This window comes from Streptomyces cyaneofuscatus (assembly GCF_033109485.1).
Taxonomy (GTDB): domain Bacteria; phylum Actinomycetota; class Actinomycetes; order Streptomycetales; family Streptomycetaceae; genus Streptomyces; species Streptomyces cyaneofuscatus.
The window spans coordinates 2944688-2969754 of sequence record NZ_CP137002.1 but is presented as its reverse complement, the minus strand read 5'-3'; the positions used below and the strand labels follow the sequence as shown (position 1 = coordinate 2969754).

Annotated in this window: 23 protein-coding genes; 13 read left to right on the top strand and 10 right to left on the bottom strand. The window is 70.9% G+C overall.

Annotated elements, in window-relative coordinates; genetic code table 11:
• Positions 1-90: 90 nt before the first annotated feature.
• From R2B67_RS12570 to R2B67_RS12535, 8 genes are all read left to right on the top strand, one after another.
• Positions 91-1326, top strand: coding sequence for an amidohydrolase (locus tag R2B67_RS12570; RefSeq protein WP_237329557.1), 1236 nt, complete (start codon positions 91-93; stop codon positions 1324-1326).
• A gap of 174 nt (positions 1327-1500) precedes the next feature.
• Positions 1501-2544 carry a BMP family lipoprotein gene (locus R2B67_RS12565; RefSeq protein WP_317817926.1) on the top strand — a complete coding sequence of 348 codons (1044 nt, stop codon included), beginning with the start codon at positions 1501-1503 and terminating at the stop codon, positions 2542-2544.
• Between the two features lie 297 nt (positions 2545-2841).
• On the top strand, positions 2842-4425 hold the full coding sequence (locus R2B67_RS12560) for an ABC transporter ATP-binding protein (protein ID WP_381075312.1): 1584 nt from the start codon (positions 2842-2844) through the stop codon (positions 4423-4425).
• Positions 4422-5537: an ABC transporter permease gene (locus R2B67_RS12555; protein ID WP_018510442.1), complete on the top strand. Its 1116-nt coding sequence runs from the start codon at positions 4422-4424 to the stop codon at positions 5535-5537. The genes R2B67_RS12560 and R2B67_RS12555 overlap by 4 nt, the downstream gene beginning before the upstream one ends.
• A complete protein-coding gene (locus tag R2B67_RS12550; protein ID WP_237327604.1) occupies positions 5534-6796 on the top strand; it encodes an ABC transporter permease in 1263 nt (420 codons plus the stop codon). The genes R2B67_RS12555 and R2B67_RS12550 overlap by 4 nt, the downstream gene beginning before the upstream one ends.
• Entirely contained in the window at positions 6793-7233 is a 441-nt protein-coding gene (locus R2B67_RS12545) for a cytidine deaminase (RefSeq protein WP_317817920.1), read from the top strand. Before R2B67_RS12550 ends, R2B67_RS12545 begins: the two co-directional genes overlap by 4 nt.
• Positions 7234-7352: 119 nt before the next feature.
• Positions 7353-8630, top strand: a complete 1278-nt coding sequence (locus R2B67_RS12540; protein WP_030561608.1) for a thymidine phosphorylase — start codon at positions 7353-7355, stop codon at positions 8628-8630.
• Between the two features lie 97 nt (positions 8631-8727).
• The gene (locus R2B67_RS12535; protein ID WP_317817916.1) at positions 8728-9324 is read left to right on the top strand and encodes a Uma2 family endonuclease; all 597 of its coding nucleotides are present in this window, start codon (positions 8728-8730) and stop codon (positions 9322-9324) included.
• A gap of 101 nt (positions 9325-9425) precedes the next feature.
• On the opposite strand, the gene R2B67_RS12530 is transcribed toward R2B67_RS12535, so the two are convergent.
• Entirely contained in the window at positions 9426-12773 is a 3348-nt protein-coding gene (locus R2B67_RS12530; RefSeq protein ID WP_317817914.1) for a S8 family peptidase, read from the bottom strand.
• Positions 12774-12921: 148 nt separating this feature from the next.
• Here R2B67_RS12530 and R2B67_RS12525 point away from each other — a divergent pair, with 148 nt between their 5' ends.
• The gene (locus R2B67_RS12525; protein ID WP_381074683.1) at positions 12922-13275 is read left to right on the top strand and encodes an STAS domain-containing protein; all 354 of its coding nucleotides are present in this window, start codon (positions 12922-12924) and stop codon (positions 13273-13275) included.
• 14 nt (positions 13276-13289) lie between these two features.
• On the opposite strand, the gene R2B67_RS12520 is transcribed toward R2B67_RS12525, so the two are convergent.
• The 3 genes from R2B67_RS12520 to R2B67_RS12510 all read right to left on the bottom strand — a co-directional run bounded on the left by R2B67_RS12520 (position 13290) and on the right by R2B67_RS12510 (position 16606).
• Positions 13290-14321 carry a sigma-70 family RNA polymerase sigma factor gene (locus R2B67_RS12520; RefSeq protein WP_317817911.1) on the bottom strand — a complete coding sequence of 344 codons (1032 nt, stop codon included), beginning with the start codon at positions 14319-14321 and terminating at the stop codon, positions 13290-13292.
• Positions 14322-14431: 110 nt separating this feature from the next.
• Positions 14432-15148 (bottom strand): L,D-transpeptidase family protein, encoded by a 717-nt coding sequence (locus tag R2B67_RS12515; protein WP_317817909.1) that lies wholly within the window; start codon positions 15146-15148, stop codon positions 14432-14434.
• A gap of 147 nt (positions 15149-15295) precedes the next feature.
• Positions 15296-16606: an MFS transporter gene (locus R2B67_RS12510; RefSeq protein ID WP_317817907.1), complete on the bottom strand. Its 1311-nt coding sequence runs from the start codon at positions 16604-16606 to the stop codon at positions 15296-15298.
• A gap of 62 nt (positions 16607-16668) precedes the next feature.
• Here R2B67_RS12510 and R2B67_RS12505 point away from each other — a divergent pair, with 62 nt between their 5' ends.
• Both R2B67_RS12505 and R2B67_RS12500 read left to right on the top strand, forming a co-directional pair.
• Positions 16669-17622 (top strand): LysR family transcriptional regulator, encoded by a 954-nt coding sequence (locus tag R2B67_RS12505; protein WP_018510432.1) that lies wholly within the window; start codon positions 16669-16671, stop codon positions 17620-17622.
• 57 nt (positions 17623-17679) lie between these two features.
• Positions 17680-18420, top strand: coding sequence for a hypothetical protein (locus R2B67_RS12500; RefSeq protein WP_317817905.1), 741 nt, complete (start codon positions 17680-17682; stop codon positions 18418-18420).
• Between the two features lie 19 nt (positions 18421-18439).
• Here R2B67_RS12500 and R2B67_RS12495 read toward each other — a convergent pair whose 3' ends face one another.
• Positions 18440-19201 carry a dienelactone hydrolase family protein gene (locus R2B67_RS12495; RefSeq protein WP_237327611.1) on the bottom strand — a complete coding sequence of 254 codons (762 nt, stop codon included), beginning with the start codon at positions 19199-19201 and terminating at the stop codon, positions 18440-18442.
• Between the two features lie 113 nt (positions 19202-19314).
• On the opposite strand from R2B67_RS12495, the gene R2B67_RS12490 reads away from it, so the two are divergent.
• Together R2B67_RS12490 and R2B67_RS12485 are read left to right on the top strand one after the other, a co-directional pair.
• Complete coding sequence (locus R2B67_RS12490; RefSeq protein WP_109979270.1) at positions 19315-20469, top strand: adenosine deaminase; 1155 nt, start codon at positions 19315-19317, stop codon at positions 20467-20469.
• Positions 20470-20603: 134 nt separating this feature from the next.
• Entirely contained in the window at positions 20604-20906 is a 303-nt protein-coding gene (locus tag R2B67_RS12485; RefSeq protein ID WP_018510428.1) for a hypothetical protein, read from the top strand.
• A gap of 124 nt (positions 20907-21030) precedes the next feature.
• Here the strand turns inward: R2B67_RS12485 and R2B67_RS12480 are convergent, their stop codons facing one another.
• The 5 genes from R2B67_RS12480 to afsQ1 form a co-directional block, all read right to left on the bottom strand.
• Positions 21031-21237, bottom strand: coding sequence for a PspC domain-containing protein (locus tag R2B67_RS12480; RefSeq protein ID WP_018510427.1), 207 nt, complete (start codon positions 21235-21237; stop codon positions 21031-21033).
• 131 nt (positions 21238-21368) lie between these two features.
• A complete protein-coding gene (locus R2B67_RS12475) occupies positions 21369-21935 on the bottom strand; it encodes a VanZ family protein (protein ID WP_317824833.1) in 567 nt (188 codons plus the stop codon).
• An 84-nt stretch (positions 21936-22019) separates the two neighbouring features.
• Positions 22020-22682, bottom strand: coding sequence for a hypothetical protein (locus R2B67_RS12470; protein ID WP_317817902.1), 663 nt, complete (start codon positions 22680-22682; stop codon positions 22020-22022).
• On the bottom strand, positions 22679-24223 hold the full coding sequence (locus tag R2B67_RS12465) for an ATP-binding protein (RefSeq protein ID WP_317817901.1): 1545 nt from the start codon (positions 24221-24223) through the stop codon (positions 22679-22681). Before R2B67_RS12465 ends, R2B67_RS12470 begins: the two co-directional genes overlap by 4 nt.
• Positions 24220-24897: a two-component system response regulator AfsQ1 gene (afsQ1, locus tag R2B67_RS12460; protein WP_078533099.1), complete on the bottom strand. Its 678-nt coding sequence runs from the start codon at positions 24895-24897 to the stop codon at positions 24220-24222. The genes R2B67_RS12465 and afsQ1 overlap by 4 nt, the downstream gene beginning before the upstream one ends.
• Positions 24898-25067 lie beyond the last annotated feature (170 nt).

Sequence of the window (25067 nt, the reverse complement as noted above, 5' to 3'; positions counted from 1 at the left end):
CCCGCCTTTTGTTCCCCTGTGCGGCTGAAGTTTTGTTGATCTGTGGCCAGTTGAGGGGCCAAGGGGCCTACGCTTGACCAGGTGAACCAGTTGAAGTCCCGTGCCTCCCGCCCCGAAGACCTGGTCGACCAGCCGGGGGGAGGTGGGCTGCCCGGCAGGCTCGGTGACGAGCTCCGGGCCGAGCTGATCGCCTTCCGCCGGGATCTCCACATGCACCCCGAGCTGGGCAACCAGGAGTTCCGCACCACCGCCGCCATCAAGGACCGGCTGGAGAAGGCCGGGCTGAAGCCGCGGGTGCTGGACGTGGGGACCGGGCTCGTCTGTGACGTGGGGGAGTGGGACGGCGTCACGCCCATGCTGGCGCTGCGGGCCGACATCGACGCGCTGCCGATCCCGGACACCAAGGTGGACGTCCCCTACCGGTCCACCGTGCCCGACCGGGCCCACGCCTGCGGCCACGACGTCCACACCACCACCGTGCTCGGCGCCGGCCTCGTCCTCGCCGCGCTCGACCGCCAGGGGCTCCTGCCGAACGCGGTGCGCCTGGTCTTCCAGCCGGCCGAGGAGGTCATGCCGGGCGGCGCGCTCAGCGCGATCAAGTCCGGGGTGCTGGAGGGCGTCGGGCGGATCATCGCCGTCCACTGCGACCCCAAGGTGGACGTCGGGACGATCGGGCTGCGCATCGGCCCCATCACCTCCGCCTGCGACCGTCTGGAGATCTCGCTCGACGGCCCCGGCGGCCACACCGCCCGCCCGCACCTCACCACCGACCTGGTCACCGCCGCCGCCCGGGTCGCCGTGGACGTCCCCGCGCTGCTCTCCCGCCGCGTCGACGCCCGCTCCGGCCTCGTCCTCACCTGGGGCCGCCTCCACACCGGCCACGCCCCCAACGTCGTCCCGCAGCACGCCGAGCTCTCCGGCACGGTCCGCTGCCTCGACCTGAACGCCTGGCGGGACGCGGCCGACCTGGTGCACGCCGCCGTGGACGAGGTGGCCGGAATGCATCGGGCCAAGACCGTGATCAATTACGTACGGGGCGTGCCGCCCGTGGTGAACGACGCCGAGTCCGTCGGGCTGCTGGACGCGGCGATGACCGAGCGCCGCGGTTCGTATGCGATCGAGGACACCGAGCAGAGCCTCGGCGGCGAGGACTTCTCCTGGTACCTGGAGCAGGTCCCGGGAGCCATGGCCCGCCTGGGGGTCCGGCCGCCCGGCGACACGCGCGGTCTGGACCTGCACCGCGGCAACTTCGACGTGGACGAGGAGGCCATCACCGTGGGCGTCGAGCTGTTCACGGCCGCCGCGCTGCTGGCCGGACGGTCTTAGGGTCACCTTCACGAACTGTTCGCGGTCCATCCATGGACGTGCGCGACACCTTCTGTTCGCGACGATCCGATAACGGCTTCCGTACGTGCTCTTATCTGACATCTACGCGCGTTACGATCGCCGCGAAACCAGCGCCGGAAGAGGCGCTTCGGTCAGGTTTGAAGGAGCCTTCCCTTGCGCCGGATCACCAGGATTGCCACCGTGGGTGTCGCGTCAGCGGCCCTCGCGCTCTCCGTCACCGCGTGTGGCGGAAAAACGTCGTCGGACGCAGCCTCCGACGGCGACAAGGCCGCCATCGCGTACGACATCGGTGGCCGCGGCGACCAGTCGTTCAACGACGCCGCCTACGCCGGACTCGCCAAGGCGGAGAAGGACCTCGACATCAACGGCAGCGAGGCCGAGCCCTCCGACGGTGAGAGCGACGCCGACAAGGTGCAGCGCCTCACCGAGCTCGCCCGCGCCGGCAACAACCCGGTGATCGGCGTCGGCTTCGCCTACGCGCCCGCCATCAAGAAGGTCGCCCCGAAGTTCCCGAAGACCACCTTCGGGATCATCGACGACGCCTCGGTGACCGGCAAGAACATCGCCAACATCGTCTTCAACGAGGAGCAGGGCTCCTACCTGGCCGGCGTCGCCGCCGCCAAGGTCACCAAGACGAAGACGGTCGGCTTCATCGGTGGTGTCGAGACCCCGCTGATCAAGAAGTTCGAGGCCGGCTACGCCCAGGGCGTCAAGGACACCGACCCGTCGGTGAAGGTGCTCCCGCAGTACCTGACCCAGCCGCCGAACTTCGACGGCTTCTCCAAGCCCGACCTCGGCAAGGCCGCCGCCCAGGGCCAGCTCGACAAGAACGCCGACGTGATCTACTCGGCCGCCGGTCTGGCCGGCTCCGGTGCCATCGAGGCCGCCTCCAAGGCCAAGAAGTGGAACATCGGCGTCGACTCCGACCAGTACAACCAGGCGGGCCTCGCCAACTACAAGGAGTCCATCCTGACCTCGGTCACGAAGGACATCGAGGACGCGGTCTTCAACCTGATCAAGTCGGTCAAGGACGGCAAGCCGCAGTCCGGTGAGATCCGCTACGGCCTGGACAAGAACGGCGTCGCGCTGTCGATGTCCAACCCGGCCTTCGCCGACATGAAGGACGTCATCGCCGCGGTCGACAAGGCCAAGCAGGACATCATCGACGGCAAGGTCACCGTCAAGACCGCCCCGTAACCAGGACGGTTTCCCGGCCCTGTCCGCCCGCCCTGCCGCACACCGGCAGGGCGGGCGGACAGGGCCCGCCGGGCCCTCGCCCCGGCAGTCGGAACAGCAGTCAGCGCAGCCCCACCGAAAAAGAACCGAAGAAGATCCGCCTCTCGCAGTGCTCTCCCACCGGTCCAGGACCCCGCGTCCGGACTGTGACGTGCGTCTGTGTTTCACGATTCGGCAGCTCTACGCGTGTAGACGGCCCTCCGGCGCGATAACTTCACCCCGCTCACCCGAGCCCCCTCAGCCCCTCCGCCCCCGCTCCTGTCCGGCCAAGGAGAGTGCGTCATCAACGCGTCCAGCAGCCCCCCCGCCGTGGAACTGCACGGCATCACCAAGCGCTTCCCCGGCGTCGTCGCCAACCACGACATCGACATCACGATCGGCAAGGGCACCGTGCACGCCCTCGTCGGCGAGAACGGTGCCGGCAAGTCCACCCTGATGAAGATCCTCTACGGCATGCAGAGGCCGGACGAGGGCACCATCGCCATCAACGGTGAGCAGGTCTCCTTCTCCAACCCGGGCGACGCCATCGAGCGCGGCATCGGCATGGTGCACCAGCACTTCATGCTCGCCGACAACTTCACCGTCCTGGAGAACGTGGTCCTCGGCGGCGAGAAGCTGCACGGCATCGGTGCCGGTGCCCGCAGGAAGATCAAGGAGATCTCCGACGCGTACGGTCTCGGCATCCGCCCCGACGCGCTCGTCGAGGACCTCGGGGTCGCCGACCGGCAGCGCGTGGAGATCCTCAAGGTCCTCTACCGGGGCGCCCGCATCCTGATCCTGGACGAGCCGACCGCGGTCCTCGTGCCGCAGGAGGTCGACGCCCTCTTCGCCAACCTGCGCGAGCTCAAGGCCGAGGGCCTGACCGTCATCTTCATCTCGCACAAGCTGGGCGAGGTGCTCTCGGTCGCCGACGACATCACGGTGATCCGCCGCGGTACGACGGTGGGCACCGCCGACCCGGCCACCACCACGACCAAGCAGCTCGCCGAGCTGATGGTCGGCAGCGAGCTGCCCTCGCCGGAGACCCGCGAGTCCACCGTCACCGACGTGCCCATGCTGCGCGTCCAGGACCTGGCGCTCACGGTCACCGACCCCGACGGCACCGTCCGCGACGTCCTCGCGGGCGTCGGCTTCACCATCCACAAGGGCGAGGTCCTCGGGATCGCGGGCGTCGAGGGCAACGGGCAGACCGAGCTGATCGAGGCCCTGATCGGGATGCGCGACCCGGACGGCGGGGTGATCACGCTCGACACCGACGACATCTCGCACGCCCCCACCCGCAAGCGGCGCGAGGCCGGCATCGGCTACATCCCCGAGGACCGGCACCGCCACGGCGTCCTGCTGGACGCCCCGCTCTGGGAGAACCGCATCCTCGGCCACGTCACCGAGAAGCCCAACAGCCGCGGCTGGCTGCTGGACAACAAGGCGGCCCGGGCCGACACCGAGCGGATCGTGCGCGAGTACGACGTGCGCACCCCCGGCATCGAGGTCACCGCGGCCTCCCTCTCCGGCGGCAACCAGCAGAAGCTGATCGTCGGCCGCGAGATGAGCCACGCCCCCAAGCTCCTGATCGCCGCCCACCCCACGCGTGGCGTGGACGTAGGCGCGCAGGCGCAGATCTGGGACCAGATCCGCGAGGCCCGCCGCGAAGGACTGGCCGTCCTGCTGATCTCGGCGGACCTGGACGAGCTGATCGGGCTCTCCGACACCCTGCGCGTCATGTACCGCGGCCGGCTGGTCGCCGACGCCGACCCGGCCACCATCACCCCGGAGGAACTGGGCTCGGCCATGACCGGCGCCGCCACCGGTCACCTCGAAGGCTCGGAGGACGAGGCCCGATGAAGAAATTCGACAAGGACCGGCTGATCCTGGGCCTCGCCGGCCCGGTGCTCGCCCTGGTCGTGGCCCTCGCGCTGACGACCGTTGTGCTGCTGGCCTCCGGCCGTAACCCGTTCGAGCCGTACCGGATCATGTTCGACTCGGCGAGCTACGTCGACGTCCAGGTCCTGATCATCAACCAGGCGGGTACGTACTACCTCGCCGCCCTCGCGGTCGCCGTCGGCTTCCGCATGAACCTCTTCAACATCGGCGTCGACGGGCAGTACCGCCTCGCCGCCATGATGGCCGCGCTGGTCGGTGCCAGCGTCAGCCTGCCGGGCCCGCTGCACATCGCGCTGATCGTGATCGTCGCGATGCTCGTGGGTGCCTTCTGGGCCGGTATCGCGGGCTTCCTCAAGACCACCCGCGGGGTGAGCGAGGTCGTCTCCACGATCATGCTCAACTCGATCGCCACCGCGCTGGTCGCCTGGCTGATCCTGCCGAAGAACTTCGGTGAGCAGCCCGCGGGCTCCAACAACCTCACCACCGGCGAGATCGCGGAGACCGGCTGGTTCCCGGGTCTGCCGATGGGCGACGGCGGGGAGATCTACGGCTTCACCTTCGTCGCCGCGGGCTGCGGCCTGCTCTACTGGTTCGCCCTCAACCGCACCCGGTTCGGCTTCGACCTGCGCGCCACGGGCGCCAGCGAGAGCGCCGCCCAGGCCTCCGGTGTGGACGCCAAGAAGATGATCCTCACCTCGATGCTGATCTCCGGCGCGGTGGCGGGCCTCGCGGGCATGCCGACGCTGCTCGGCGACACCCACACCTACAGCCTCGACTTCCCGACCGGGATCGGCTTCACCGGTATCACCATCGCGCTGCTGGGCCGCAACAACCCGCTCGGCATCGCCTTCAGCGCCCTGCTGATCGCCTTCCTCGACAAGTCGTCGGCCTCGCTCGACCAGTTCGGGTACGAGAAGGAGATCGCCACGATCATGCAGGGCCTGATCGTGATCTCGGTCGTCGTCTCCTACGAGCTCGTCCGCCGCTACGGCGTCCGCCGCCAGCAGCAGAAGGTGGGCGAGGAGCTCGCCGCCGGCCACGCCATCAAGACCGAGAAGGAGGCGGCCCTGTGAGCACCAGCAAAGTCACTGCCGCGCGCCACGCCCCCAAGAAGGGCGGCCGCCGCAAGCTCACCCTGCCCGTCGTCCTGCTCATCATCGCGGGCGGCCTCGCCCTCGTCTCGCTCGTCCGCCTGATCAGCGGCGCCGACGACATCACCTCGGTCGGCCAGGTCGCCGGCGCGCTCGAACTCGCCGTCCCGATCGGCCTCGCCGGACTCGGCGGCCTGTGGGCCGAGCGCGCGGGCGTCGTCAACATCGGCCTCGAAGGCATGATGATCCTCGGCACCTGGTTCGGTGCCTGGGCCGGATTCCAGTGGGGTCCGTGGATGGGTGTCCTCTTCGGCATCCTCGGCGGCTGCCTCGGCGGCCTGCTCCACGCGGTCATCACCGTCACCTTCGGCGTGAACCACATCGTCTCCGGTGTGGCGATCAACATCCTCGCCGTCGGCGTCACCCGCTACCTCTCCAACTTCGCCTTCGACGGTGTGCAGGGCGGCTCCTCCAAGCAGTCCCCGCGCATCGACCCGATCGACAAGATCACCATTCCGGGGCTCTCGGACTGGATGCAGGACCTCCAGCAGCACCACTGGTTCCTGATCTCCGACATCGCGGGCATCATCGGCGGCCTGGTCACCGGCCTCTCCCTGCTGACCCTGCTCGCGCTGCTGCTGATCCCGGCGACCTGGTGGATCCTGTGGCGCACCTCGTTCGGGCTGCGGCTGCGCTCCTGCGGTGAGTCGCCGGTGGCCGCCGAGACGCTCGGCGTCAACGTGTACAAGTACAAGTACATCGCCGTCACCATCTCCGGTGGTCTCGCCGGCCTCGGCGGTGCGTTCCTCGCGATCGTCGCCACCGGTATCTACCAGGAGGGCCAGACCGGCGGCCGCGGCTACATCGGCCTCGCCGCCATGATCTTCGGCAACTGGATGCCGGGCGGCATGGCGCTGGGCGCCGGGCTCTTCGGCTTCACCGACAGCCTCAAGCTGCGCGGCGGCGCCGAGAACGTCCACGCGATGCTGCTCCTGCTGGCGATCCTGCTGGTCATCGCGGTGTTCTGGCAGCTCTACAAGAAGAAGTACGTCGCCGCGGTGATCTCGGCGGCCGTCTCGGCGCTCCTGTTCACCTGGTACCTGTTGACCGACCAGGTGCCGAGCCAGTTCGTCGACGCGGCCCCGTACGTCACGACGCTGCTGGTCCTCTCGCTCTCCGCGCAGCGCCTACGCATGCCGAAGGCGGACGGCGTGCCCTACCGGAAGGGCGAGGGCAAGTGACCTCGCCCGCCTCCGAGAGCCCCGCCGAAGGCCCCACCGCCGTCGTCTTCGGTGAGTCCGACTGGGGGACCCTGCGGGAGGCGGCCCGGGACGCGATGTCCCGGGCGTACGCCCCCTACTCGGGCTTCCCGGTCGGGGTCGCCGCCCGGGTGGACGACGGCCGCACGATCACCGGCTGCAACGTCGAGAACGCCTCCTACGGCCTCTCGCTCTGCGCCGAGTGCGGCCTGGTCTCCACCCTCCAGGCGACCGGCGGCGGCCGGCTGACCCACTTCACCTGCGTGGACGGCACCGGGTCGGTCCTGGTGCCGTGCGGCAGGTGCCGGCAGCTCCTGTACGAGTTCGGCGGCCCCGAACTCCTCCTGGAGACGCCCGACGGGCGCCGCACGCTGGACGAGATGCTGCCGCAGTCGTTCGGCCCGCAGCACCTCGGCTGATCTGAAACCCTGGTGGCCCTTCCCTCCCGGAAGGGCCACCGCCATTCCCCCTCTCCATCTCTCTATGCGCGTAGAGTCGCCATCGAACTCCTGCGTACGCACCGGCCGGAAGGACTCCCATGGACGCCATCTCCGTCATCCGCACCAAGCGGGACCGAGGCGAGCTGACCCCCGAGCAGATCGACTGGGTCATCGACGCGTACACCCGCGGCGAGGTCGCCGACGAGCAGATGTCCGCCCTCGCCATGGCGATCCTGCTCAACGGCATGAACCGCACCGAGATCGCCCGCTGGACCGCCGCGATGATCGCCTCCGGCGAGCGGATGGACTTCGCCGCGCTCTCCCGCCCCACCACCGACAAGCACTCCACCGGCGGCGTCGGCGACAAGATCACCCTGCCGCTCGCCCCGCTGGTCGCCGCGTGCGGCGCCGCCGTGCCGCAGCTCAGCGGCCGGGGCCTCGGCCACACGGGCGGCACCCTGGACAAGCTGGAGTCCATCCCCGGCTGGCGGGCCCACATCTCCAACGAGGAGATGCTCAACGTCCTGGACACCACCGGCGCGGTCATCTGCGCGGCAGGTGACGGCCTCGCCCCCGCCGACAAGAAGCTGTACGCGCTGCGCGATGTCACCGGCACCGTCGAGGCGATCCCGCTCATCGCCAGCTCGATCATGTCCAAGAAGATCGCCGAGGGCACCGGGGCGCTCGTCCTGGACGTCAAGGTCGGCTCCGGCGCCTTCATGAAGACCATCGAGGACGCCCGCGAGCTGGCCTCCACCATGGTCGCGCTCGGCACCGACAGCGGCGTCCGCACGGTCGCCCTGCTCACCGACATGTCCACCCCGCTCGGCCTCACCGCGGGCAACGCGCTGGAGGTACGGGAGTCCGTCGAGGTCCTCGCAGGCGGCGGCCCCCAGGACGTCATCGACCTCACCCTCGCCCTTGCCCGCGAGATGCTGGACGCGGCGGGCCTCAAGGACGCCGACCCCGAGAAGGCGCTCGCCGACGGCTCCGCGATGGACGTCTGGCGCCGCATGATCTCCGCCCAGGGCGGCGACCCGGACGCCACGCTCCCCACGGCCCGCGAACAGCACGTGGTGACGGCCCGCTCCTCCGGCGTCCTGACCCGCCTGGACGCGTACGACGTCGGCGTGGCCGCCTGGCGCCTCGGCGCCGGCCGCGCCCGCAAGGAGGACCCGGTGCAGGCGGGCGCGGGCGTCGAACTCCACGCCAAGCCCGGCGACACCGTCACCGAGGGCCAGCCCCTGATGACGCTGCACACGGACACCCCGGAGAAGTTCGACTACGCGCTCAAGGCCCTGCCCGACGCGTACGACATCGCCCCGGCCGGCACGTCCTTCGCACCGCTCCCGGTGGTGCGGGAACGTATCGCCTGACCTGCGGTTTCCTCGTACGGGTGAACGGGACCGGTGGACTGCCGCCGGTCCCGTTCGGCATGCTGGACTCGGTGACGTACCGATAGAGGAGACCGCCATGAGCGCACTCACCGTCGATCCCGTGCCGGGCCAGGGGCAAGGCCAGGACTGGGACGACACTGTCCGGATCTGGGAGGAGACGGACGCACCTGAGGGCTGCAAGGTGGAGATCATCGAGGAGATCGTCACCGTGTCGCCGCCACCGTCCAAGGATCACAACACCACCGCTGCTCTGCTCCAGCGCAGGCTCTACACCGTCATTCCGGAGGACTGGGAGATCTACCAGACCCTCGGTCTCTCTCTGCCGGGGCGGGGTGGGATCTACATCCCCGATCTCGTCGTCGTGGAGCGTGCCACCGCCTCCGGGCCGGGGAACACCGTCCCCGCCGAGGAAGCCCGCCTCGTCGTCGAGATCACCTCCCGCGCCAACGCCAACCACGACCGCGTCAGCAAGGTCAACGGCTACGCCAAGGCCGGAGTGGAGCTGTTCCTGCTCCTCGACCCCTGGCACTCCGGCCGCCCGACCGCGACGCTCTACGGGGAGCCGGAAGGCGGCACGTACCGGGTGCTGGAGACGGTCGAGTACGGCGGGAAGATCAGCCTTCCCGAACCCTTCGGACTCGACCTGGACACCGGCGTCTTCCCGGTGAGCTGAGGCACAGCACCCCCCGGGGACACGCGGGCGGCCCGCCGCACGGAGGAAGTTCCGTGCGGCGGGCCGCCGTTGTGCGAGGGTGAGCTACGGGGCGTAGCTCGTCACTTGCCCAGGTACGCGTTGTAGATCCGCACCGTGGACTTGTTGCCCTTCTTGTCGGTGATGTTGGCGGCGAAGGAGATGGCCTTGTTCTTCGCCGGGTTCTTCACCGTGATCTTGCCCTTCTTCACGGTGACCTTCTTCCAGGTCTTGCCGCCGTTGTAACTGACGTATGTCGCAAGCGACTTGAGGTTTTTCCCGGCGGCCGAACCCTGCACCTTCACCGGCACGGAGACGGTCTTGCCCGCCTTGGCGCGGCCGTCGGTGCTCAGGGCGGGGGTGAAGCGGACCGTGGAGGCCGGGAGCTTCGCGGCCGCCTTCTTGGAGCGGAAGGTGAAGCTGACGTCCACCCGGGTGGAGAGGGCGCCGATCTTCGCCGTGTGCTTCACCGACGAGCTGAGCTTGTAGTCGGCGCTGCCCGCCGGGACCGTGAAGTAGTCCCAGCCCTGGAGCGGGTCCTTGGTCTGGGCGTACTTCTTGCCGTTGCGGTGGAGCACGGTGGTGACCGAGGAGAACACCGGCGCGCCGTCGTTGCCCTTGCCGTCCGCCAGCAGCGGGACGAAGCCGGCGATCTCGTTGCCTTCGCGGTAGACGCCGTCGTACCCGGTCAGCCGCGGGCCGAAGACCCCGGTGTTCACGGTCTTCGTGTAGGACTTGCCGCCCTTGTAGGTGGCGGGGTCCCCGAGGGAGTAGCCCGCCTCGTAGTTGAGGTAGCCCTCCTTGTCCTTGCCGCCGATCTGGGCGAACATCAGGGACCAGCGGGCCTTGTCGCTGGTGGCGACCCGGACCGTACGGACGCCGGGCAGAGCCTGGTAGGCGGGCGCACCGTACATCCCGTACCCGCCCGGCAGCTCGGCGATGGGGGCGACCTCGCCGGTCTTCTTCTTGACCGCGCCGACGCCCATGGTGAGCTTCACCGTGGCGAACTGACTGGCCTTGTACTTACGGCTGACGCCCGTCGCGAACTGCGTGACCTTGCCGCCGAACGCGATGTTGTAGTCGCCCGTCGCGCCCTTGTTCCAGCTGCCGGCCCACCGCTGGGTGAGCGAGCCGTCGGTGATCTTCGGACCGATGTGCGCGGTGCGGAGCGTCCCCTTCGAGCCGACCGCCCAGCCGTAGGTGGTCTCGTACTGCTCGGTCGCGAGCGTGTACTCGGTCTGGATGCCGCGGAGCTTGGTCCCCTTCACCGGCAGGGTGATGGCGGCCGGCTTGGTCTTCCGCGCGTCCAGCGTGATCGTCGTGTTCTTCGTGACGCTCAGCTTCGGCTGGACGAGCCAGTCGACGTCCCACTTCTTCTTCGGGTCAGTGATGATGGCGCCGTTCAGCACGAAGGTGCCCTTGGGCACCCGCACCTTGGCCACGCCGTTCTTGAAGGCCGAGGAGGAGTACGAGGCGCCGTCGGCGCTCGCGCCCAGGCCGCTCAGCTCGGCGTTCGCCGCGGTCGGGACCTTGCCCGTACGGCTGATGCCCTTCAGCGTGACGTCGTACGACTCGCGCTCGCGGTCGACCACGGCCGCGGTGCGGACGCTCTGGCCGTCGCCGGTGGCCACGACGTACGCGGAGTACGCGCCGACCTCCGCGCCGCCGAGCCGGGTGTCGGCCGTCAGCGCCACCGCGGCGGTGCCGCCCGCGGGCACGGTGACCTGCGGGGCGCCGAGGGTGAAGAAGCCGGCCGGGGCGGGCTTGCCCTTCGGGCCGGTGCCGGCGACCGTCAGGTCCAACGTGACGTCCGTGGTGCCGAAGTTGCGGTAGGTCACCTGCTTGGAGACCGGGACGTCGTCGGTGTGCGGCCACTGCTGCACACCGAGGTTGACCGAGACCTGCTCGCTCACCACGGTCTGGGTGAGCGCCCGGTCCACCGCGATCCGGCCCGTGCCCTGCTGGAACGGCGTGTACGCGCCCGGCTTTGTGGAGGACGCCAGCACGCTCTTCAGCTGCTTGTACGTCCACTCCGGGTGCTGCTGCTTGAGCAGGGCCGCGGCGCCCGCGACGTGCGGGGTGGCCATCGACGTACCGTCGATCGTGAGGTAGCCGGGCGGGTTCTCGCCGACCTCCAGGGCGATTTCCGAGCCCGGGGCCGAGGCCGCCGTGATGGCGACACCGGGGGCCGTGACATCGGGCTTGACGCCGTTGTCGCCCGCGCGCGGGCCACGGCTGGAGAAGCTCGCCAGCTTGTCGTTCACGTCGACCGCGCCGACGGTCAGCGCGGCCTCCGCGCTGCCCGGGGAGCCGACCGTGCCCGCGCCGCTGCCCTCGTTGCCCGCCGCGATGGCGAACAGGACGCCCTTGGTGGCCGAGAGCTTGTTGACCGCGGCTTCCAGCGCGTCCACTTCGGGGGTGTCCATGCCGCCGAGGCTCAGGTTGACGACGTCGGCGCCCTGGGCGACCGCCCACTCCATCCCGGCCAGGATGCCGGAGTCGTCGCCGTACCCGTCGTCGCCGAGAACCTTGCCCGCCAGGAGCTTGGCGTCCGGGGCCACGCCCTTGAACTTGCCTCCGGACTTGGCGCCGGAGCCCGCGGCGGTCGAGGCGACGTGGGTGCCGTGACCGATGCGGTCCTTGAGGTCGGGCGACTTGGTGAAGTTCTTCGCCGCGACGATCTTGCCCTTGAGATCGACGTGGGTCCCGTCCACGCCGGTGTCCAGGACCGCGATCTTGACGCCCTTGCCGGTGTAACCGGCCTTCCAGGCGGTCGGCGCCCCGATCTGGGCCACGCTGCGGTCCAGGGCCACCTTGCGCCTGCCGTCCAGCCAGACCCGGTCGACACCGGCCGCGGTGGTGCGCTGGGCACCGTCCGCCTGCTCGCTGGTGAGCGCATCCCACAGGTCCGGGGCGTCCGCCTTCGGCGTCGCGACCGACTGCGCGTTCAGCGACGTCAGGCTCCGGCCGATCCGGGTCGAGCCCGCGTCCCGGACCTCCGCCTTCGCCTGGGCGCTCTGCGCGCCCCGGTAGCTGACGATGAGCCGCAGGTCCTTCTTCTGGGCCCGGCGGTTCTCCGGCCGGTTCAGCTCGGTGATGTCGAACAGCCGCCGGTCGAGCTTGCCCGAGGCGATGAGCCGCTGGGCGTCGCCGGGTATGACGAGCGTGCGCCCGTCACGTATCTGCTTGTGCACCGGGATGCCGGCGCGTCCCTCGGCGGGCTGGAAGCCCACGACCCGGCCCTTGGCGTCCACCGACACCCGGTCGCCGGTGATCAGCGTCAGCTGGTGCGAGACCTTGCCCGTGGAGTCGGCGGCCGCCTTGGCCACGGCTCCGGGCGCGAACGGCTGGGCGGCGGCGGGCGTGGTCATGCCTGCGGCGAGTGCGACGGCGGCGGCCACGGCGACCGCCGGGACCCCCGCCCTCTTCACGTGTCTGTGCAACTCTCCCCCTGGAGAATGAGGCGGTTCCTCTGAACCGTTCACTCAACTTAGAGGGAGAAAATCGTGAAGAGGTTCGCAAGAGATGTGTACGAGTTGTGAGTTGGGTCTCTCCGGCCGGAATTCTGCTCCCGGCCCGATGAGTTTCGGTCACCGGACCGGTCCTCCCGTTGTGGCAGCCATGAATCCGAACGTCCTCACCGTCACCGGACGCGTCACCCGTGACGCCGTACCGGCCCTCTGCGCGGAGCTGGAGACCCTGCTGAACGACCCACGCGGCGCCGGGCCGGTGGAGTGCGACGTGGGCGGCGTGGAGCGGCCGGACCTGGCCCTGGTGGAGGCGGTGGCCCGGCTGGCCCTGGTCGCCCGCCGGGCCGGACGGCAGCTACGGCTGCGCCGGGTGGCGCCCGAACTCCAGGAGCTGCTGGACCTGGTGGGGCTGGCGGACGTGGTCGCCCTGGAGGGGCCGGAGGAGCGGGTGCCGGGGCCGTGACCGACCGGGGCCGGTCAGCCCTCGGGAGTCGCCGCCGGAAGCCGCTCGGGCAGGCCGAACAGCGGGAACCACCGCTCCACGTCCAGGAAGCAGTGCATCCCCGAGACCGCCCCGTCTCGGACGTCGATGACCTGCACCGCCCACGGCACGAAGCCGCCGCCCTCCGGATCGGGCTTGTAGTGCGCGAAGCCCGGCGAGCCGTTGGCGGAGACCGGCACCAGCCGGGAGCCCGCGCACGCCGCGCCGATGGTCGTCATGAAGCCCGTGATGTCCGAGGTGCCCTGGAGCCACAGGTCGAACGGCGGCATCGTCATCACCGCGTCCTCGTGGAGCAGGGCGGTCAGAGCAGCCATGTCGTACCCCTCGAACGCCTTCACATAGCGCTCCAGGAGCTTCTGCTGCTCCTCGTCGAGCGGGTCCGCCGCGTCCGGGACCCGGCCCTCGTGCTCGGTCAGGGTGGCGCGGGCCCGCTGGAGGGCGCTGTTGACCGAGGCGACGGAGGTCTCCAGCAGCTCGGCGACCTCGGCGGCCTTCCAGGCGAGCACCTCGCGCAGGATCAGCACGGCCCGCTGCTTGGGCGGCAGGTGCTGGAGGGCGGCGACGAACGCCAGGCGCACCGACTCCCGCGCCACGGCGGCCTCCGCCGGATCCTCGACGGTGGGCAGGATGCGGCCGTCCGGCATCGGCTCCAGCCACACGTTCTCCGGCCGGGGGCTGAGCGCGGCCTGGGCGAGCGGGGTCGGGCCCGTCAGATCGACCGGCCGGGCCCGCTTGTTGCCCGCGCTCAGCATGTCCAGGCAGACGTTGGTGGCGATCCGGTAGAGCCAGGAGCGCAGCGAGGAGCGGCCCTCGAACTTGTCGAAGTTGCGCCAGGCCCGCACGAGGGTGTCCTGCACCGCGTCCTCGGCCTCGAACGCGGAGCCGAGCATCCGGTAGCAGTACCCGGTGAGCTCGGTCCGGTGGCCTTCGAGGCGGGCGTCGACACTGCCGTCACCGGCTCCTCCGGCCCCCGCCCCCGCGGCCGTCCTCGTGGTCAGATCGCTCATCGCTCCACCCCTGTCGCGCGGCCGCGCCGCGGCCTCCGTCACCCGGTACGTCGGAAGCTACCGCAGGGCACTGACAACAGGGGTGGAAAGAGGCCTACGGCCCGCGTCGATCAGGTCCCGGGCTTGCGCCCGTAGACGTACACGTCGTCGCCGTTCTTCAGCAGTTTCCAGTATGCCTTCGCGTCGGCGGGGCGCATGTTGACGCAGCCGCCGGAGCCCGGCGGGTTGTGCATGGACTTGGTGACCGAGTGGAACGCCTGGCCGCCGTCGAAGAACTGCGCGTGCGGCATCCACACCTTGTAGATCGTCGACCAGTGCTTGATGTTGCGCCAGTAGATCTTCTTCGCGCCGGTCCGGGTCTCCGCGCCGTCCCGCCCGGTCCGCACCGGCACCGGGCCGTACTTCAGCTTCTTGCCGTCCTGGATCCAGCTCAGCTGCCGGGTCAGGTCGACACAGGCGATGCGCCCCTTGTTGGTCGGACACTTCCCGGCCTTGTTCGGGTTCTTCCCGGCCGCCTTCTGGGCGTTCATCGTGTTCATCGTGCGCCAGGTCAGCGGCCCCGCGTACCCGATGGTCGGGGTGATCCCGTGGGCCTTCTGGAACTTCTGGATCGCCTTGCAGTCGGCCGCCGACTGCTTGCCGTCCACGGGCCGCTTCAGGAACTTCTCGACCTGCTTCTGGTACGGCCCGGTGGAGGTGGAGCAGGAGGCCGCCTGAGCCGCGGTGCCGGTGCCCAGGACCAGGGCGGGTGCCGCCACCAGACCGGCCACGGAGAGCGCGACCCCGCGTCGCAGTCGCCCTCCGGATACGTATCCCATTACTCCCATGTGCCCCAACTCCCCTTCGCCCACAGTGGTTTTGTGGTTACGCCTGGTAGACGCGCGAAGGGGAGGGGTGGTTGCACGGGGCAGGTCTCGGTTGCGTCGCGTTCCGGCATAGGCGGAATTACGGCCTCCGGAACGACGCCCGGGAGGTCACCGGGCGGCAGGCACCAGCGCCCGCCGCTCGGCCCGCGCCACCCGGGTCCCGTACAGGGTGATGGAGACGACGCCGAGGACCGCGAGCAGCCCCAGCGCCACCGTCGCCGCCCAGCCGCCCGCGTGGAAGGCGACCGCGCCCAGCGTGCCGCCCGCGCTGGAGCCCAGGTAGTACGCCGACTGGTAGAGCGCCGACGCCTGCGCCCGGCCCGTCGTGGCGGTCCGGCTCACCGAGGACGAGGCGACCGCGTGCCCGGCGAAGAACCCGGCCGTGATCAGCACCAGCCCCAGCAGCACGGCGGCCAGCGACTGGGACAGCGAGAGCAGCAGCCCGGCCGCCGTCGTGGAGACCGCGAGGTAGAGCGCGCCCCGGCGGCCGAGGCGGGCCACCAGACGCCCGGCGGCGGCGGAGGAGACCGTACCGACCAGGTAGACCAGGAAGATCGACCCGACGATGCCCTGCGGCAGCGAGAACGGCTCCTCGACCAGCCGGAAGCCGATCACCGTGTAGACCGCGCCGAACACGGTCATGAACAGCGCGCCGATCGCGTACAGCCGCACCAGCAGCGGGTTGCCCAGGTGCGTGGCGACGGTCTTGGCCAGTGCCTTCGGGTTGAGCGTGCCGGGGGTGAAGTTACGGGCCTTGGGGATCAGGAAGTGGAAGGCGACGGCGCACGCCACCGCCAGCAGCCCGACCGCCGCGAGCGCCGCGCGCCAGCCCCAGGCCTGCGCGACCCAGCCGGTGAGGATGCGGCCGCTCATACCGCCGATGCTGTTCCCCGCGACGAACAGTCCGATCGCCGCGACCAGCGCCTTGGGCCGGACCTCCTCCGCGAGATACGCCATCGCGGAGGCCGGGAGCCCGGCGAGCGCCGCGCCCTGGACGGCCCGCAGCGCGATCAGCCAGCCGATCGAGGGGGCGAACGGCACGAGCATCCCGACCAGGACCGCGACCGTCAGCGAGGCCGTCATCATCTGCCGCCGCCCGAACCGCTCCGACAGCGCGCTCAGCGGCAGCACACACAGCGCCAGGGCGCCGGTCGCCGCGGAGACCGTCCAGCTGGCCTGGCCGGCGCTCACGCCGTACGAGGCGGAGATCGCGGGCAGCAGGGCCTGGGTGGAGTAGAGGAGGGCGAAGGCCGCGACACCCGCGGCGAAGAGCGCGAAGCTCATCTTCCGGTAGCCGGGGCGGCCGGGCTCCAGGCGCTCGGCAGAGGCCGGCGCTGCGGCGCGGGAGGTGATGACGGGGGACGACGGGGCAGAGGCATCCACGACGACGGTGGATGCCCCGGTATCGGCGGGAGGCATACGACGAACGTAGAGCGCCAGGTTTCATGCGTCCAATGCACGAAACCGCCATAATCGATCCCATGGCGCATCAACGCAGCTCACAGCCTCGGCTGTCACCGAGCAGTTACGAAGAAGACATCCGGGCCGTCCTCGCGCCCCGTCTCGCGTACTTCGAGGCGGTCGCCCGCCACGAGCATGTGACCCGCGCCGCACACGAGCTCGGCGTCCCGCAGTCCACGCTCTCGCGGGCCATGGTCCGGCTCGAAGCGGACCTGGGCGTCGCCCTGTTCGCCCGCAAGGGCCGTACGGTCTCGCTCACCCCGGCGGGCCGCACCTTCCTCACCTCCGCCGAACGCGCCCTGGCCGAGGTGGAGAAGGCCGCCGACGCGGTCCGGGCGGACGCCGACCTCACCACGGGCCGGGTCTCCTTCGGCTTCCTGCACACCATGGGCTCCGAGACCGTGCCCGCCCTGATCCGCGGCTTCCGGGCCGACCACCCGAAGGTCCGGTTCCAGCTCGTCCAGAACTACGGCGAGGCCATGATCGAACGCCTCCGCGCCGGCGGCCTCGACCTCTGCCTCACCTCACCCGTGCCCGACGCCCCCGACCTGGTCACCCGCCGCCTGGACGAACAACGCCTGCGCCTGGTGGTCCCGGACGATCACCGCCTGGCCTCCCGCCGCCGCATCCGCCTCGCGGAGGCCGCCGACGAGACGTTCGTGACCCTCGAACCCGGTTACGGGCTCCGCCGCATCACCGACGACCTCTGCGCGGAGGCCGGGTTCACCCCGCGCGTCGCCTTCGAGGGCGAGGAGGCCGAAACCCTGCGCGGCCTGGTCGCCGCCGGGCTGGGGGTGGCACTGCTACCGCCGCCCGCGGTCGCCCGCCCCGGCGTCGTCGAGCTGACGGTCACCGCCCCGCGCGCGGTCCGGGAGATCGGGGTCGCCTGGCTGGACGGGCACCCGGACACCCCGCCGGTCGCGGCGTTCAAGCGGTTCCTGCTCTCGCGGCGGGGGAACCTGCTGCCGGACTGAGGTACGTACGGAGGCCTGGGAGGAGGGGAGAGGTGACCGGCACGCGAGAATGGCCTGGTGAACCGTTCCTCCTCCTCGCCGTCCGGACGCCCGAGCCTGATGGGTGTCACCTTCGCCGCCATCGTCGGGTCGGTGCTGATGCTGGTCGCGGCCGTCCTGTTCGCGCTGCTGCCGGGCTCGCTCTCCGAGGCGCGGGACTTCCGGGCCGCGCGGCCGTGCGCGGAGATCGGCGGCTCGGCGGTGGAGAACGGCGACTGCCTCTCCGCGTGGCCCGCCACCGTCGTCTCCACCGAGACCGGCCGGAAGAAGAAGGCCGTCACCTACTGGATCACGCTCGACCCCGGCACCGAGGAACAGCCGTTCCGCATACGGATGCGGGGCGACGGACCCGTGTGGAAGAAGCTCGCGCCCGGTAACCAGGTGACGGTCTCTTCCTGGCGCGATGTGGTGTGGGCCGTGGGCCTCGGTGAGCTGCGCCAGGACACGACCACCAAGCCCGGCTACGCCCCCACCGTCCAACTGGCCGTGGGACTCGCCTTGCTGATCGTCGGAGCCGTCTTCCTGCGGGGATCGGGGTGGCTGCACCGCCGCCGCGCCATCGGCGCCCCGCCCGCCCGCACCTCGCAGATCCTCGTGCCGATGGCGGCGACCTTCGTCGCGGTGGCCGTCGCCGTCACCGCCGCCGTCGCCACGGACCGCCTCTGGCTCGTCCTGCTGCTGACCGCCGCCGGATGTGCGATGGCGTGGACGGCCTCGGTACTGCTGGTGCGGCGACTGGCCGGCGTACGTACGGCCTGACGGCTGAGGCGTGCGGCGCTCAGTGCCGCAGTGACCGCCCGAACCCGGCCGCCAGCGGCATCCGCAGCCCCAGCGGCGGCGGTGCGGCCAGTGCGTCCTTGACCGGGCGGGCGTAGGAGCGGGCGAAGAGCGAGCCGCGGACGAAGTCGGCGGCCAGCGCGACCACTTCGGAGCGGTGCTGGCGCAACGCGTGCCCGTCCGAGTGGACCTCGAAGCGGCAGGTGTCCCGGTTGGACTTCTTCGCCCGCTCGGCCAGCCGGTACGACAGCTCCGGGTCCGTACGCTCGTCGTTGGTGCCGTGCACGATCAGCACCCGCCGCCCCACCAGCTGCTTCACCGGCTCCGGCTCGGCGGTGGCGTGCTCCGGCAGCCAGGGGGCCATCGCCAGGACCGAGGTGACCGCCCCGTGCCCGGCGGCCCGCAGCGCCGCCCGCCCGCCCATCCCGTGGCCGACCAGGCAGACAGGCACGTCCCCGTACCGCCGCTGGACCTCGTCGGCCGCCCAGGCCGCGTCCTCGGCCGGATGCGCGTCCGTGTCGTTCCAGCCGCGGTGGCGGTAGCGCAGGACGTGCACCGCGAGACCGTCGCCCTCCCCGGCGCGCGCCAGCGCACGGGCGAACGGCAGCTGTATCGCGTACGAAAGGGAGGAAGGGCGGCGCCGTGAGTCGGGCTCGCCGTCCGGGAGCAGCAGGACCACGCCGCTGACCTCGTAGGGTGCTCCGGCCGTCGTGACGGCCCGTCCCAGCCTGGCGGCAGGCAGGGGGAGTGCGCGCTGTGCCATGACAGAACAGTCTCAGAAGAGCAGGTGTACTCCACCCGACTTTCCGGTCACTGTTACGCATCGACGGAAGGCGCCGCCCAGCGCTCTACGCGCGTAGGCGCTAGAGTGCCCAGATGACGAGCCAGACCCTGAATGTCCCTGATTCCGACCAGATCCGGCGCGCCCCCAAGGTGCTGCTCCACGACCACCTCGACGGCGGCCTGCGCCCGGGCACGATCATCGAGCTGGCCCGCGCGCAGGGCTACGACTCCCTCCCCGAGACCGAGGCCGACAAGCTCGGCGTCTGGTTCCGCGAGGCCGCCGACTCCGGTTCGCTGCCCCGGTATCTGGAGACCTTCGCCCACACCTGCGCCGTCATGCAGACCCGTGACGCGCTCTTCCGGGTGGCCGCGGAGTGCGCCGAGGACCTCGCCGAGGACGGCGTCGTCTACGCCGAGATCCGGTACGCCCCCGAGCAGCACCTGGAGGGCGGCCTGACCCTCGAAGAGGTCGTCGAGGCGGTCAACGCGGGCTTCCGCGAGGGCGAGCGCATCGCCCGCGCCAACGGCCACCGCATCCGCGTCGGCGCCCTGCTCACCGCGATGCGGCACGCGGCCCGCGCGCTGGAGATCGCCGAGCTCGCCAACAGCTACCGCGACCAGGGCGTCGTCGGCTTCGACATCGCGGGCGCCGAGGCCGGCTTCCCTCCCACCCGCCACCTCGACGCGTTCGAGTACCTCAAGCGGGAGAACAACCACTTCACGATCCACGCGGGCGAGGCCTTCGGCCTGCCGTCGATCTGGCAGGCCCTCCAGTGGTGCGGCGCCGACCGGCTCGGCCACGGGGTCCGGATCATCGACGACATCGAGGTCGCGGAGGACGGCTCGGTCGCTCTCGGCCGCCTGGCCTCCTACGTACGCGACAAGCGCATCCCGCTGGAGATGTGCCCGACGTCCAACCTCCAGACCGGCGCTGCCACCTCGTACGCGGAGCACCCGATCGGGCTGCTGCGGAAGCTGCATTTCCGCGTCACCGTGAACACGGACAACCGCCTCATGAGCGGGACGAGCATGAGCCGGGAATTCGAGCTGCTGACCGAGGCATTCGGATACACGCTCGACGACATGCAGTGGTTCACCGTCAATGCGATGAAATCAGCTTTCATTCCTTTCGACGAACGTCTGGCGATGATCAATGAGGTCGTCAAGCCCGGTTATGCCGAGCTGAAGTCCGAGTGGCTTTTCCGTCAGACCGCTGTGACCAGCGGTTCTGCCGCTGCCGCGAGCTGACGTTCGGGAGAGGGAAGACGGCCGGGAAGCGAATTCCCGGCCGTTTTTCGCGTGTCGGGATGTTTGCGGACGGGGCGGCGGGATGACTACCGTGCAGAGCCGCTCACATCCCCCTCCCCAAGGATGAATTCTTCATGAAGAAGACCGCTGCCAAGACTCTCGGTGTCGCCGCTCTCGGCGCCGCTTTCGCCGCTGCCGCCGCCGGGAGCGCCTCCGCCGCCCCCTCGCTGCCGCTCGACACCGTGGCCGGGGCGCTGCCCGTCTCCACCATGGCGCTGGAGGGCGTCACCACGGCGGCCCAGAACGCCCCCGTCCAGGAGACCGTCGGCAAGGTCCTCGGCGGCGACGCCACCGACGCCGCCGCCCCGGTCACCGGCCTGCTCGGCGGACTGCCCACCCAGGGCCTCACCGCCAACGGCATCCCGCTCGGCGGCTGATCCGCACCCGCACAGCAACGACCGTGGGGCGCACATCCTGGATCAGGATGTGCGCCCCACGGCGCTGTGCTGAGCTGTGCTGTTCGTACGCCTACGCCTGCACCGCTCCCCGTGGCCTGCCGTGTCACCAGGCCGTCGCGGACGAGGAGGACTTCTCCGAGGGCAGCAGCGCCCACAGGGCCAGATAGATCAGGAACTGCGGGCCGGGCAGCAGACACGAGACGACGAAGATGACGCGCATCGTGGAGGCCGAGGTGCCGAAGCGCCGTGCCAGCCCCGCGCACACACCGCCGATCATGCGGCCTTCAGTGGGGCGGACCAGTGCGGCCATGGTGGGCTCCTTCGCGAACGTAGCGGCGGGAGCGGACCGGTCGTGGCCTGCTCCACCGGGAAGCCGGGAGCCGGTCTGTGCTGCTCCCGATGTATCCATGGTGCATCCGCGAAGGGGGACAAAGCATCGCTCTACGGGGCGATGCCGACCCTGGTAATCGTCGGGGTCGAACCCCCAGGGGCCTCGTCCCTGAGACGGGTCTCCTGCCGGTACCGGGGCAGGTCCCGTACGCCCGGCACTCCCCGGCGGCGCAGCCGCGCCCGGCACACCGGGACGACCAGCAGATGGGCCAGGACCACACCGGCGGTGTTCAGCAGCACCGAGTCGATGTCGACCACCTGGCCCGGCACCCCGGTCTGGCCCAGCTCGATGGCGAGCGAGATCAGCGCCCCGGCCACCACCGTCCGCAGCAGCGACACCCAGGGCGAGACGAAGATCCGGCCCCCGGCCATCGGCAGCAGCACCCCGAGCGGGGCCAGCAGGAGCAGCGCCCCGCCGATGCGGCGGGCGGCCTCGACCGGGCCGAGCGCGAGGTCGGCCCTGATCGAGGCGAGCGGCTCGAAGTTGGCGGCCGTGATCCAGGGCACGTCCAGCGGGCGCAGCGTCAGCCACCCGACGAGCAGCAGATGCGCGAGGAGGAGAGTGACCCCCGCCGCGCGGAAGTGGATGACGGTCTGACCGTCCGAACCTTGACGCACGCCCACCAAGACGCCACGAGCGGCAGGATCGGTTCCGTCACTTCGCGAGGGGTCGTGCGGCGGGCGGGTGCTCAGTCCGGGTGCTCAGTCCGGATCGAGGACGTCCGGCGTGGTCCCGTCCTGCGGCCGCGCCTTGGTCTGCGAGGTGCACAGATAGCCGCGCGGCGGGTACTCCCCGGGGCCGCCCAGGACCACCGAGCCCTTCGTGACCAGTGCCTCGTTCTCCGCGTACGTGCACACCAGCTGGGCCAGCGCCTCCTCCGACAGGTCCTCGGGCTGGCTGCTCAGCCGCAGGGTGCCCGCCGGGTCGCCGGCGCGGGAGGGCTCCACCCGCAGCTCCGCCGGGACCGCCGTGGAGAACCCGGCCCGGCGCTCGCTCTCGGGCGGCGCCTGCCGCACCTGGTCCAGCAGGGCACGGGCGGCCCCCAGCGCACCGGACCGGGACGCGTCCGCCGGCACCGGCCGGTCCACGGTCACCAGCTGTGAGGCGCACACCAGGTACACCGGCGCCGCCACGCTGTCCGGGGACCGGGTCGTGACATCCGCCGACGGCAGCTTGCACGGCACCCGGGACGGCGCGGCCCCGGCGTCCACGGGCACGGACGTCGTCCGGATCCCGCACCCCGAGGCCAGCGCGACGGCCGCCAGGGCGGCGCCCAGCACGGCGACGGCGGCGCGCCGCCGCGGGGCACGCGAGGCACCCGAGGCCCGCGCGGCACGCGGCTCAGGCCGGAACGCACCGGTCATGACGCCCCACCGTCCTCACTGTCGTCGTCGCCCCGCCCGCCGGCGCCGCCCGCCCCACCGCCGGTCAGCTCCGAGGCGTCACGCGGCAGCCGCAGGACGAAGACCGCCCCGCCGTCGGGGGAGTTGGCGGCCGTGATGTCACCGCCGTGGATGTGCGCGTTCTCCATGGCGATGGAGAGCCCGAGCCCGCTGCCCTCCGAACGCGGCCGGGAGGCACTGGCCTTGTAGAACCGGTCGAAGACGTGCGGCAGCACCTCCTCGGGGATGCCCGGACCGTGGTCCCGTACCTCGATGACCAGCTCCTCGCCCTCGGTCCGCACCCGGACCCCCACCGGCGAACCCCCGTGCTTGAGGGCGTTGCCGATCAGGTTGGCCAGGATCACGTCCAGGCGGCGCGGGTCGAGGCGGACCATCATGCCGCGCTCCGCGTCCAGGTCCACCGCGTCCAGCCAGGCCCGCGCGTCGATGCACGCGGTGACCTGGTCGGCCACGTCCACGTCGTCCAGGACCAGGCGCGCGGTGCCCGCGTCGAAGCGGGTCACCTCCATCAGGTTCTCCACCAGGTCGTTCAGCCGCCGGGTCTCGCTCACCACGAGGTGCACGGCGGGCGCGATCATCGGGTCGAGGCTGTCCGCCTCGTCCTCCAGCACCTCGGCCACCGCCGTGATCGCGGTCAGCGGGGTGCGCAGCTCGTGCGACATGTCGGCGACGAACCGCCGGCTGGACTCCTCCCGCGCGCTCATGTCCGCGACCTTCTTCTCCAGCGAGCTCGCGGTCCGGTTGAACGTACGGGAGAGGTCGGCGAGTTCGTCCGTACCGGAGACGGTGAGCCGGGTGTCGAGCTTGCCCTCCCCGAGCTTGCGGGCCGCGTCACCGAGCCGCTGCACGGGCCGCAGCACCGTCGTCGCGGCGGCCTGCGCCAGCAGCGCCGAACCGATCAGCGCCAGCGTGGTGGCGATCCCCAGCGACCAGGCCAGCGAGTTGAGGTCCTGCCGCTCCTGGTCGAGGGACTTGAGCATGTACCCGGTCGGCCCGCCGCCGATGATCCGCGTACCGGCGACGAGGTACGGGGTGCCCGCGATGCTCGTACGCTGCCAGAACAGGTGGTACTCGTGCTCGTTGTCCGAGTTCAGCGGCTGCTTGCGGGCCACCTGCTTCCGCAACGAGTCCGGCACGTAGTCCAGGGTGAAGTCGTCCAGGTCGGAGAAGCCGGTGATCGGCTTGCCGCGCTCGCGCTCGTCCACCAGCAGCACGTTGTAGCCGGGACCGCCGGAGGCCATCTGCTCGGCGGCCCGCTGGAGGTCGTTGTAGGTGGGCCGCACCGGCAGCGCCGCCGCCGTCTCCTGCATCTGCCGCCGGAAGTCGTCGAGCGCGCTGTCCTGCGTACGGGTCAGCACGGCCTCGCGGTTGAGCCAGTACGCGATCCCCGAGGCGGAGACCGCGGCCGTCAGCGCCACCAGCGCGAACACCACGACGAGCCGCAGCCGCAGACTGGTCCAGCGCAGCCCCGCCCGCAGGGACCGCTTGGCTCTCTCCGTCACTGAGGCGAGTCCAGCCGGTAGCCCACGCCCCGCACCGTACGGATCAGGGTCGGCGAGGACGGTACGTCCTCCACCTTGGCGCGCAGCCGCTGGACACAGGCGTCCACCAGCCGTGAGTCGCCCAGGTAGTCGTGCTCCCACACCAGGCGCAGCAGCTGCTGGCGGGAGAGGGCCTGGCCGGGCCGACGGCTCAGCTCCAGCAGGAGCCGCAGCTCGGTCGGCGTGAGCTGGAGGTCCTCACCGCCCTTGGTGACGGTCATGGCGGAGCGGTCGATGACCACGTTGCCGAAGGTCGCCGAGTCGGTCGACTCGCGCTCACCGCGGCGCAGCACCGCCCGGATCCGGGCGTCCAGCACCCGGCCCTGGACGGGTTTGACCACATAGTCGTCCGCGCCGGACTCCAGTCCCACCACGACGTCGATGTCGTCGCTGCGCGCGGTCAGCAGAATGATCGGCAGCTGGTCGGTGCGCCGGATGCGCCGGCACACCTCGAAACCGTCGATCCCGGGCAGCATCACATCCAGCACGACCAGGTCGGGGCGCTGCTCACGCAGCAGCTCCAGGCCGTCCTCTCCCGTCGCCGCGGTGGCCACACGGTGGCCCTGGCGTGACAACGAGAGTTCGAGGGCCGTGCGGATGGCGTCGTCGTCCTCGATCAGCAACAGGAAAGGCACGAGCGTCATTCTGGCCCATGGTGGCGCTTCAGTTCGACCTGTGGCCCGGTCCGATGTCGGGGTACGGCCGCAACTGCCCCTGTGACAGGCCTGTGACAGTCGGGGGACAGCGCCATGAAACTGCCCCGGCAAGCTCTTGGTCAGCAGGGAACGAACGGACTCCACCGATA